Below are 10712 nucleotides of genomic sequence, written 5' to 3'. Positions count from 1 at the left end.
GCACAAGGCATAAGGGAGAAGGGAGAAAAGAATAGATCCTCCTGTCCTTCGGACATCCCGGGGGACACGGCGAAGCCGTGAGGGGTCTCCCTCAGTGCCTTTGTCTCTTTGCTACTTTTTCTCTTGAAAAAAGTATGCTATATTATTCAGATATGACGCGGACATATACAATCCGACAGGACAGGGAAAACAGGTACCATAATCATATACGTAATACTCCACCACAGGGAGGCATCCATGAACAGAGGAAGACGAGAGCTCATCAAACGATCATCTCTCCTGCTCGGCGGACTCGCCGCAGGACTCCACACAGCCAGCTCCGGCCTTGCGCAGGAACCGAATCTCCCCGGCGCGGAATCATGGAACGCCGATCCGGGAATCCGTAAAAAGGACGAGCGTCTCCTGAAAATTGGCGGCGTATTCGGGCTCTGGAGCCACATGAGCTCGTCATGGTGGAAATACTTCAATCCACCCGAAGGCTATGCACGCGCCACGGGGATGCGTATCACCCATCTCTGGTGCGTCGACCGTGAAGCAGGCGAGCGTCTCGCAAAACGGTACGATGCCGAGCTCGTCGACCGTTACGACGGCATGACCAAGCTCGTGGACGGGATGTTCATCGACGATTTCTTCGCGACACCCTTCATGCCGGACCTCTCGCTGCCCTATCTCGAAGCGGGTGTCCCCTGCTACTTCGACCGTCCCATGGCGAGCAGCATGACCGGGGTCAGAAAGGTGATCGACGCATCGAAGCGCACCGGAACGCCGTTCATGGTCGCCTCGGCGTACGAGTACCTCAAGGAGGTCGAGGTCGCCCTGCTCCGTCTCAAGGACATCGGCGATATCACCGCCTACGAAGCCCGCAATACGGGCAGCACGGTCTACATGTACGTTCTGCACGGCCTCTGGTTCACCCTGAAAACGATGGGTGTCGATGTCGAGCGCATCAGCCACCGGACAGTCGATCCGGCGAACGCTCCCGGTCTCACCACGCTCGAACACCGCCGCAACGGCAAAATCTTCTACGGCTCCATTCACCATTCGCAGCTCAAGGACATCATGTGCTCGGTGCACCCGTACGGCACGAAGGGGGATTTCGATGTCACCTGCGCGGTGGACGGCCGTGTGTGGCACAAGGACATCTTCACCTATATCGAGATGATCCACGCCATCGAGCGCATGATACGGACGCGCACATCGCCGGAGCCGCCCGAGTACACTGAGGCGAAATGCCGTATCTTCCTGTCGCTCCTCCATTCGGTGTTCGCTAAGGACGGCGCTCTTGTCGAGGTCGCATCGCTACCCGAAACCTGGGATGCCGGATTTCCGAAGGGGTTGTCGCGGAGCTACCCGGACGAGGTGATCGATAAATACCGTAAGGCGCTCAGGATGTGACGGATAAACAGGCTTGCGGTTCTGACGCTGTTTTTTCAGAAAGGGAGGAAACCATGCGTGAAATACTGTATCTATTAGGCTTCTTCGGTATGCTCACCGTCGTATTCGGTATTTTCAATCTTGCAGTATCGATCTGGTGTGCCTTCGGGCTGTTTGTGAAAATACGCCCGGATCGGTTCAAAGGCATGGATCGTATGATTGACATCATACTGCTGGTAAACTTTTTCATTCTCTTTTTTACCTTCATTAAACCCATTTTTGGTATGTTCATGGCGTATTCAGCGGTTGCATCATCAGGGACCGGCGATCCGAGGGTAGTGCTTGCCGGGATTTCCGAGATTTTTATACCCGCGGCATTCAGTCTGTTGTTCTGTTCGTTCTTTTTTATCGTCTGGTTCATCCTGCGGGCACGGCACCGTCAGCTTTCGGAACGGATGGGGTGATTGTGCAGGGAAGGAAAGGGAAATCGCATTTTATATCAATGATCGCCACATTGTCTAACGCTGCAGTTGAGAAAAATATCGTTTGTACTGTCAGATGCAGTAAATAGGTCTATCGGTTTCCGGTTCAGGCAAACATGAGACGTCTGCCCTTGGGTTCGGGGATATGACGGCCGTATTCCCGGGTTGTCTCCAACCATAATTGTGTGGCACTGTTACAATTGGCAAGGGCCTTATCATGAGTATGTCCATGTGCAGTGCACCCCGGCAACTCCGGGACTTCCGCGATAAAAACACCATCCTCATCGCTCCAGTAAAGGATAATTTCATATTTATGCATCATTACTCCTCTTCATGGATGAGGCCATGCTTGTTGATCACAGCTCGAACCTGTCTTATTCAAAATAAGGTGCAAATATAGTATGTTACTTTGATAATATCGGCACATCCCCTCATACTACCGCTCGTTGTACACGAGAAAGATATTCCGCCAGTCTCTCCTTTTCTCTTCGGGCACGACAGTGCGGTTTTCCGCCATCCAGAGGAGCAGGAGGTCCATGACGAGCGTGTCACCCCGTGTAATCGCCTCGTAGTGGTCGTGCTTCGAGCTTGCCCGCGGGAGCGGTGAATCGCCGAAGAATATCTCCACCGCCCGCCTGCCGAATACATCGGCGCGGTCGAGATACCGCTGCTCGCCGGTCATACGGTACACGGAGAGCAGGAGAGCTATGGCATCGGCAAGCGCTCCGGGATAGAGCGCGATGGTCGTGTCCGGCTCGCTCGTCAAGTACCGCGCCGCGGTATCGAGCACGAGCCTGCGGTAGCCCTCGAGCGGCACCTGTTCGTACCGGAGGTAGCAGAGCATGGCTATCTGTGCATCCGTCGCGTCGCCGTACCCTGTCGCCCATGTGTCGGTGAAATGGCGCATGGAATCGTCCGGTTTTCCGCCGCGCCACCAGCCGGGCTCCAGTGTCGAGGTGACCGTATGGATCATGAATCCTTTGCCGCCGGGAGAGAGATCGTGCCGGATTTTCAGGAACACCTCGTCCGTTTTCGATGCGCATGCCCGCATCTTGTCAGCGAGCCAGTACGGCACCTTTTCCGCGCTGTCCCAGAGATCGACCGCAAGCGAGAGGTTGCTCTGCGGCCACATGAGATCGGGGCTCTGGGTTTCCGCCATGAGCGCGCCAGTCGTTTTGTTGCGGCGGTTCTCGAAGGCGGTGACGAGCTTGTCGATCGCATCGAGGAATACGGGGTCTTTCGTGTGTTCGTAGGCTGCGGCCCAGGTTGCGATGTAAAATCCGCCGTGACGGGGGTATTCCGAGCCCGTATCGGGGCCATGCACATCGTAGCGGGCGTGACGGGAATACAGGCCCTTTTCCAGGTCGGCGATCTGATGATTTCGGAGGCCGAGGGCGAAATCGCGGCAGGGTTCGGGAGCGAGCTCGAATGATCTGCCCCAGAGCAACCACGGCCGGGCGAATTCGTGGGTGGTGCCCGCCAGCTTGTCGATGATGGTTTCGGTGGTGAAATCCCAGCCGATGTGCTCTCCCCATGCGAACAGACCGGTCGCCGGGCTCTGGCAGTGTGTGAAGAACCACCTGAGTGCCTTGTCCGCCTCACGGGTATACGTTTTGTCGCCGGTCACCTCGGTGAGGGCATAGAGCACCTGGTAGAGATTCTGGTCCTGCATGGGATTGGCGCCCTGCACTGTCCGGTCATGGGGCCTGATTCCCCAGTCCGCGCGCTCGATGGCGAGTATCTCCCTGAGTTTGTCGCCCTCGGGGACACGGAACGTGCTGCGGTCGAGAGCGACTGCGAAGAGCGGTGTATGCTCGGTGCCGTAGACATCACGGCCGTGCTCGATCATGACATCGGCATAGCTCCTGACGATGGCGAGGTAGTCGGGGCCGGTGCCTTTTTTGGATATATTGCCCGATGAGCAGAAAAGAGTAACTATTGCCATGAGAGCGAGGATTATTACGGTTATGCACATTACGATTTTTTTTGCCATCGCCAACCTCAACGTATGAATAGAAATTCCTGACGGATTATCATCATAATACCTGAATACCTTTTATCGTACAAGAAGCATGCGGTGATACGTAATTCCCGACCTTGCTTTCAGTTTCGCCAGATACACTCCCGAGGAAACCGTCTCACCCCGGTCGTTTGTACCATCCCACAGGATCGAATGTCTGCCCGCCTGCGCAGGCTGAGATAAAAGGGTGCGGATTTTCTGGCCCATGATATTATAAATAACAAGATTGGCAAAACCTTCATCGGGCAGGAAAAACTCGATGGTGGTCGAGGGATTAAACGGATTGGGATAGCTGCCGGTGATGAGGAGGGCGGAAGGAGCCGTGCTGTCTTTTTCGGTGACCGGAGTCATGATATAATCGTCATACACATAAATACCTGCGCCAAAAGGCCCGTGTTCCCAATGAGTTGCCCATGCGGCTCCCCACATGGAATTATCAGGACTGAACACAATTGGGCTGAAGACTGGGCTACCACTCATTTCCCTGGTGGCTTCCCATGTAACAGTGGCATCGAATGTCCATGTTTTGCCGTCATATTTCATCAATTTCCCGTAGGCGAGCTGAGCCCAGATTTTTTCATCCGGTCCATATACCAGTTCGACTGCTCTTTCGGTGAGATGACGGGTCCACTTCCTGCCATCATATGAAAATATACCGAGAGCATCACTGTAATATTCAGTTTTGCTGATCGATGCCCAGACTGTTCCATCCGGTGCTGCACACACGCAGTAGATGAAATTGCCGAGTAAGTCGGTGTCCTCGGAATGGTCGGACCATCTTACCCCGTCGAAATGTTGTATGCCTCCTCCATGTGTCGCTACCCAGATATCACCGTTCGGAGCAATTACGAGCTCGTTCACATTATTGTTCTTAAGACTGAAATTATTCCATTTTGTACCGTCGAACCTACTGACACCGCCGCCCATGGTTCCGGCCCAGACATCCCCGTTTCCGGCAGATGCTAATGTACGTATGTCATTGTTTGGTAAACCGTTTAACATGGTATAAGTGGTCCATGTGCAACCGTCGAATCGGCTTATTCCGGATTGCGTTCCTATCCAGGCGACGTTGTCACGATCGACCGTTATGGCTTGTATATAATCGGACAAAAGGCCGTTTTTCTCCGCGGTGTAGCTGGTCCACGTTTCTCCGTCGAAAACCGACAGACCTGCTTCCGTACCAGCCCAGACAGACCCGTCCGGTCCTATGGCCAGACAGTTAACATTATTGTTTATCAGGCCGTTATTCGTGTTGTATACTCTCCATGTTCCTTCTTTCTGAGTATAGAAACGCCGTGGCGTGCTCCATCCGCTCGTGATGCCGTCCATCCGCTCGAAGCGAACTCTCCAGTACATGGGGGTGTTCTGAACAGCCGCTCTGTCAGGTGTCCATGAGAATGATGCATCTTTCACAAGGTGTCGATCACTGTCAAGGAAATCACCGTTATCGGCAATCTCTATTTCGTAAGTAACGGCTCCGGGGGAAGATGCCCAGGAAAAGCTCATTTCCTTATTGCGCTCGACATACGCCATATCCGTCGGCCCGGAAAGAATTACAGGACCGATTTCGGTATAGAGCGGCTCCCATACCTCACTGATTAGACGGAATAGCCCTGATGGCGTACCTGCCCACACCGTACCTTCGGGATCGATTTCAAGGGCAGCAACATTCCTTGGGATATCAACCCCAGTACGGCTGCTGTACGATTTCCACCCCTTACCGTCAAACCTTGATATACCATTCAGCACGCCGAACCATATCTCGCCGGAGCGCCCTATATTTATTGCTGATACCCAGTTACTGAGAAGACCCGAAGTTTCTTCTGTATAGGATTTCCATGTTTTTCCGTCAAAACAACACACACCGGAGCCACGTGTGGCAGCCCAGACTTCACCGTTGTCTCCTGTTTTTACCGCATGAATCTCATCGTCTCCCAGACCGCTCGGACTCGCAAAATAAGTCTGCCATTTCTCGCCATCGAATCTCGTAAGGCCGAAGCGGGTTCCTATCCAAAGCACACCGTTCGGATCGTAGTCGAGACACCCTATATTGTTGCTTCGCAGAACTTGTGAACCATAAATACCTTCACGGTATGTGATCCATGTACTGCCGTCGAACCGTGAAAGACCATAAGCCCATGTACCCGCATACAAACAGCCGTCCATACCGATTTCTACCGAGGTGATATAATTTTCCGCAAGCCCGTCTGCCGTTGTCCAACCCATCCACGAACTGCCGTCGAATTTTGATACGCCGCCTTTTGTTCCTATCCACAGCAGGCCTTCCGGATCGATGGTCAGCGCGGTTACCGTATCGTGAACAAGGCCGTCTGTCATGGAAAACCGCTTGTAAGTCCTGTCATGTGGATTCCAGCGGATCAGTCCAGCCGATGTCCCGCACCAGATGTATCCGTCGAGGTATAGCAGGGCATGGATATCGTTTTCCGCATTGTAACGTGAAAAATCATTCTGTAGTTCTGGCCGTTCGGTATAGTACCGGAATACCGTGCTCCAATCGCTGTACTGATCGTTCCTCCTGATGCGGACACGCCAGTATGCCGGTTCCAGATCGGTGTATCCCTCCCCGGTACCATGAAGAATATTGTTCGCGGTTACCTGGTGCTGCTTAGGGTTTATAAAATCAGGGGTATCCGAAAATTGAACCTCGTACAGATAAGCAAACTCGGATTCAGCCCATAAAAACGTTATTACTGTGTTTTTTTCCACCAGTGCCATGTCTGCAGGAGATGACAGCCTGACCGGGGGAAGTGCTGTAGAAAAACGCAATGTTTCACTCCATTGACTATATTCGTCGCCGATACGGGCCCTGACTCGCCACCATGCGGGCTCGCTTTCGGTATACAGCTCGTTCATGGTCATGGTCAGAAACGGCTCGTATACCACTGTCCCGCCTTGTCTGTTATAGTCGGGTTTATAGGACCAGAATTGAACTTCATACGCTTCGGCACCCGGAAAAGAGGTCCACATGAACGTTGTTTCCTCGCTGTATGGGAGAACAGACATATCGGAGGGATTGACTAATTGCGGTGGCTCCCGACCGGGCAGACGCGGCTCACCGTAGCGGTATATATCTATGCCATTACCGATATATGCTACATTATTGGAATCAAATGCGATACAGTCTGCTTTATGTTCATTGGATATAACATCAAGGGTAGCTCCGTTGTCACGGCTTACATTGATGATATTGGCTTCAACACCAATCCAGACAATCCCGTCCGGGGCCACGGTAATATTTTTTACCAGGACGCAGCCCAAACCGTCTGCGGTGGTGTAATGTCTGCATGTTATGCCGTCATACCGGTAGAGTCCGTCATTTGTTCCGAACCATACGACACCATCCGGTCCAACCGTAATGGAAGTCACATGACTGCCCGGAAAACCGTTTTTTGGAGAATATGTTTGCCATATCGAACCATCATATCTGCTTACTAATCCTGCTTCCCTGTCCGAGTCAAACGTTGCCACCCAGACATCGCCGTTACGGCCTACCGCAAGAGAAGAGACATAATCGTAGGCCAGGCTGTCACCCACGGAATATTCAGTCCACACGACACCATCGAAACGGTTCAGTTTTTTATATGTGTTATCAACAACCCAGACAATGCCATCCGGAGCGATATCAAATCCCCATAGCGGTCTCAATTTCCGGGGAAATGTAGTAAAAGACACACCGTCGAATCTTGACAGACCCTCATCCGAGGCAAACCAGATCGTTCCATCGGGCCCGGCGACAATTCTGTCCACAAACGGCGATACCAAACCGTCTTCGGGAGTAAAGACCTTTGACATGAGCGTTTTCATGTTGAGCCTGGTGACATTTCTCCCGGTGAAATACCAGAGATAATCGCCCTGTACAGCCATGGAAAATACACCCGAACACTCATGTACAAAGCTCGACCATGCTTTTTCGGCAAAAACCCGATGCGGTATGATTATGGATATTGAGGCGCATAAAAGGTATATCAGCCGTTTAACCCTGTTTCCCGCGTTAAACTCGAAACTTTCACATTTCTTTATCTTTTGCACAATGCTTTTCCTGCCAACAATAAGAGCATCGATCACCGTCCGCTCAGGAGAGCAGTCAGACCGGCAGCCCATTCCCGTATGTTATCCCAGTTGCGCCAGTCGCCTCCGCGCATGACCCCGGATTTATCCCGTGAGGCGATAAAGCGGAGAATAAACCCGAATTTGCTGTGATCTATCCTTGCGCCGAAGAGCCCGAGACTCACGGGTTCGCCGATTATTGCCAGCAGTGGCGCGAGAAACTGCCGCGCCTTTTCCCTGTTCTCCGGCGTGTCATCCATCATCTGAAGACCGAGAGAAAAAAGCGCCACCGGGATTTTGCCGAGCGCTGTACGATGTTTTCTGGCAAAGGCAATCGACGCTCTCTGTGGTTTTCCCATAAAGATCGGTGTGCCGAGGATTACATACCCATAAGGGCCGATGTCCCTGACCTTCCGCGCGGGAACGATATCGACATCCGCGCCTGCCTGCGAAAGAACCTCTCCGATGACAGCAGCCACCTCCGCTGTCGAGCCGTACTTGCTCGCATATGCGATGAGAATCTTATCGGCCATATCAGTGTCCCCGATTACTATGATAATGACGGTATAAATCGATGATTATATGGTTTTAGGCGAGACCTGAAATAATGATATAATGAACACAATATAGTATAATCAACAGAGGTGTCAAGGAGTAATACATTGATGACACTCCCCATTTTTTAAGAATATTTTTTAGATGTTACTTCCTTTGTGTGCCCAAAGGAAGTAACCAAGGAAAGGGCGCCCCGTGAAAAGCCTTATTCCCCGGTCACGGACCGTTTTTCGGGAATGTGTGAACTCACGAGCCTTCGGCTCGCTCGGACAGCACCCATTCTTTTTCCGAAAACCGGTTGTGACCGCGGGGCTTTTCAACGGGTTTATAAATTCACAGGCTTAATGGTCTATATTCTCATTGTAACCAATGTATTACAGTACAATTCATCGTGGATTTTGGGGGATTACGAGGTAATGTGTTTCCGTACCCATAAACCATCACCCTGCTGGCTCCATCTCCCTGAAACACGCTCAGGGCGAGGGAGAGCCTTGATCCGGACTCGTGGAACAGCCCCTCTCACATTTATGGGAGTCACTATGGTATAAGGAGGGAGGGAATCAAAGGGTGAGGAAATACAGTAAATCTCCGGCGCTCATACAGCAGTATCAACGAAATATTCGGAAATTGCAAAGAAAAAACAGAATTTCTTGGACACCGGCTTTTAAAATACGTATATATAAACCGGTATAATCGGGGGAGAGAAACTCCCTGTACATCGTTAAAACCGTTAAGCATTCTGTTTTCAAGTCACATACACAATCTGCCCCATGTACAAACCATGTATTTCCCGGGAGAACGGCAATGAAAAGACGATCATTTTTCGGCGCAACGGCGGGAACAGCCGCGGCGCTGTCCGGAATCGGCGGCTGTCAGACACAGCCCCGGCAGTCCGGTCAGACACAGCCTCAGCAGCCGATGGCTGTCTGTGCGGATGGCAAACTGGCGGGAAAGACCCTCGAGGAGCTCCGCAGCAGCTACATGGCAGACCTCAACGAGTTCAAGGAATTTCAGCACAAGTATGTCGTGGACAAGGAGTACGGCGGATTCTGCCTCCATACGGACTGGGACGGTCCCCCGCTTTCCTGGGAAAAGCGCTCGTGGTACGAGGGCCGTGGAACGTGGACATTCTCGCACCTCTTCAACAGAATCGATCCGGACCCGCGGAATCTCGAAGCGGCGAAACGATCGGTGGATTTCGTCATGAAACATCTTCCCAAAGAGGATGTATTCTTCCCCGCCTACTATTCCCGCGAGGGGAAAGCCGGAGACCGCGAGGTCAACATCTACGGCGATATGTTCATCGCCACCGGCTTCTGCGAATACTCGAAGGCGAAGGGCAACGAGCAGTACTGGGACATAGGCAAAGACATCATGAAAAAGTGCATGCGTCTCTACGACCAGCCGGGATACAACAAAACCGAGCTGACCCCGAACGGAACACGTTCCCTCGGGCACTGGTTCATCACGCTCCATTTTATCACCCAGATGCTCGAAAACAGGGACGATCCCGAGCTCAAGGCGGTCGCCGACCGTTGTATCGAGTCTCAGATGAAGTATCACTACAATCCCGATTACGGCCTCTACAACGAGGAGATCAACCACGATTTCACCCGGCCGAACAACAGGCTCGCCCAGTACGGCAGTCTCGGCCATTCCTCCGAGATGCTCTGGATGACCCTGTACGAAGCGGTCCGCAGAAAGGACAAGGCGCTCTTCGACGAGAACGCGGCTCGGTTCAGACGGACGCTCGAAGTCGCATGGGACGATGTGTACGGCGGTGTGTTCATCATGCTCGAAAATGTCGATGAGAACAAGTGGGATGTCGGGAAAGCGGGCTGGGGCCAGATGGAAGACCTCAACGGGCTCATGTGCATCATCGAGCATACCGGCGCCGACTGGGCGAAGGAGTGGTTCGACAAGCTCCATACCTGGGTGTATGCGAATTTCCCGCTGAAACCGTACGGCCTCCCGCTCTGGCAGGACTACACCGACCGTAAAGCCGTTTTCGTGAAGGGTGATAAGGGCCGCCGCGCCGAAAACCTCCATCACCCCCGTCACCTCATGCTCAACATGGAGGCAGTCGAGCGCATCATGAAACGGGGCGGAAAGGTTTCGGGTGTCTTCGGAGCGTGACGGGATTCGTGGGAAAGCCCCCATGCTGTGGTCTTGGGGCAGACGGGATATCCAGGAGAGGGGGGTCTAAAAAGAAG

At 52.7% G+C, this 10712-nt stretch carries 7 protein-coding genes; 3 read left to right on the top strand and 4 right to left on the bottom strand.

Annotation, left to right across the window (positions count from 1 at the left end):
- Nucleotides 1–237 precede the first annotated feature (237 nt).
- Both LLG96_13685 and LLG96_13680 read left to right on the top strand, forming a co-directional pair.
- On the top strand, nucleotides 238–1395 hold the full coding sequence (locus tag LLG96_13685) for a hypothetical protein (GenBank protein MCE5251263.1): 1158 nt from the start codon (nucleotides 238–240) through the stop codon (nucleotides 1393–1395).
- Between the two features lie 53 nt (nucleotides 1396–1448).
- A complete protein-coding gene (locus LLG96_13680) occupies nucleotides 1449–1838 on the top strand; it encodes a hypothetical protein (GenBank protein ID MCE5251262.1) in 390 nt (129 codons plus the stop codon).
- A 124-nt stretch (nucleotides 1839–1962) separates the two neighbouring features.
- On the opposite strand, the gene LLG96_13675 is transcribed toward LLG96_13680, so the two are convergent.
- The 4 genes from LLG96_13675 to LLG96_13660 all read right to left on the bottom strand — a co-directional run bounded on the left by LLG96_13675 (nucleotide 1963) and on the right by LLG96_13660 (nucleotide 8477).
- Entirely contained in the window at nucleotides 1963–2175 is a 213-nt protein-coding gene (locus LLG96_13675) for a type II toxin-antitoxin system HicB family antitoxin (protein ID MCE5251261.1), read from the bottom strand.
- Between the two features lie 117 nt (nucleotides 2176–2292).
- Nucleotides 2293–3849: a hypothetical protein gene (locus LLG96_13670; GenBank protein MCE5251260.1), complete on the bottom strand. Its 1557-nt coding sequence runs from the start codon at nucleotides 3847–3849 to the stop codon at nucleotides 2293–2295.
- 63 nt (nucleotides 3850–3912) lie between these two features.
- Complete coding sequence (locus tag LLG96_13665) at nucleotides 3913–7761, bottom strand: T9SS type A sorting domain-containing protein (GenBank protein ID MCE5251259.1); 3849 nt, start codon at nucleotides 7759–7761, stop codon at nucleotides 3913–3915.
- Between the two features lie 197 nt (nucleotides 7762–7958).
- Nucleotides 7959–8477 carry a hypothetical protein gene (locus LLG96_13660; protein MCE5251258.1) on the bottom strand — a complete coding sequence of 173 codons (519 nt, stop codon included), beginning with the start codon at nucleotides 8475–8477 and terminating at the stop codon, nucleotides 7959–7961.
- Between the two features lie 826 nt (nucleotides 8478–9303).
- Here LLG96_13660 and LLG96_13655 point away from each other — a divergent pair.
- Nucleotides 9304–10635 carry an AGE family epimerase/isomerase gene (locus tag LLG96_13655; protein ID MCE5251257.1) on the top strand — a complete coding sequence of 444 codons (1332 nt, stop codon included), beginning with the start codon at nucleotides 9304–9306 and terminating at the stop codon, nucleotides 10633–10635.
- Nucleotides 10636–10712 lie beyond the last annotated feature (77 nt).

It is taken from the genome of bacterium (assembly GCA_021372535.1).
Lineage (GTDB): Bacteria > Latescibacterota > Latescibacteria > Latescibacterales > Latescibacteraceae > JAFGMP01.
The sequence above is the reverse complement of the archived record's forward strand: the minus strand, read 5'-3'. Positions and strand labels throughout refer to the sequence as shown.

Bases quoted from the DNA above. Each gene is read 5' to 3' on its own strand.
- LLG96_13685 (MCE5251263.1), top strand. From the start codon at position 238: ATGAACAGAGGAAGACGAGAGCTCATCAAACGATCATCTCTCCTGCTC.
- LLG96_13680 (MCE5251262.1), top strand. From the start codon at position 1,449: ATGCGTGAAATACTGTATCTATTAGGCTTCTTCGGTATGCTCACCGTC.
- LLG96_13675 (MCE5251261.1), bottom strand. From the start codon at position 2,175: ATGCATAAATATGAAATTATCCTTTACTGGAGCGATGAGGATGGTGTT.
- LLG96_13670 (MCE5251260.1), bottom strand. From the start codon at position 3,849: ATGGCAAAAAAAATCGTAATGTGCATAACCGTAATAATCCTCGCTCTC.
- LLG96_13665 (MCE5251259.1), bottom strand. From the start codon at position 7,761: ATGGCTGTACAGGGCGATTATCTCTGGTATTTCACCGGGAGAAATGTC.
- LLG96_13660 (MCE5251258.1), bottom strand. From the start codon at position 8,477: ATGGCCGATAAGATTCTCATCGCATATGCGAGCAAGTACGGCTCGACA.
- LLG96_13655 (MCE5251257.1), top strand. From the start codon at position 9,304: ATGAAAAGACGATCATTTTTCGGCGCAACGGCGGGAACAGCCGCGGCG.